The following is a 432-nucleotide window of genomic DNA, read 5'->3' as shown; positions in this document are numbered from 1 at the left end:
CGTACCCAAGGTTTGCAGTAACCCCACCGCCCATTGCGGCGCAAACGAAGCCAGCGCAGAATCCTGCACCGACCCGACCATAAAAGAAATCCCCACACCCAAAGACAGCGGTCCAAAAGTCAGCAACGCCCAATACACCAAAAACTGCATCATCCAAGGCCGCTGCGAATTGACCCGCCAAATCCGGTTAAACGTATTGTCAATCGTCCGAATCAGCATCAGCGACGTCACCACCAGCATCACACTACCGATCGCCGTCAACTTTCCCGCCTGATTGCGGAACGCATTGATATAATCAAACACCATGTCCGCACCCTGCGGCACAATAGTCTGATTGACGAACGCAACAAAAGAATCCGACCAACGGTCGAACACAGGGAAAATCGAAGCGACCGCCACCATCACCGTCAATACCGGCACCAAAGCCAGAAG

1 protein-coding gene is annotated in these 432 nt (G+C 53.5%); it reads right to left on the bottom strand.

Annotated elements, in window-relative coordinates; translation table 11 throughout:
* On the bottom strand, positions 1-432 hold a 432-nt coding region (locus tag ACTHUR_RS21625), incomplete at both ends, for a YihY family inner membrane protein (protein WP_440400876.1).

The organism is Neisseria sp. P0021.S007 (assembly GCF_051956855.1).
The sequence above is the reverse complement of the archived record's forward strand: the minus strand, read 5'-3'. Positions and strand labels throughout refer to the sequence as shown.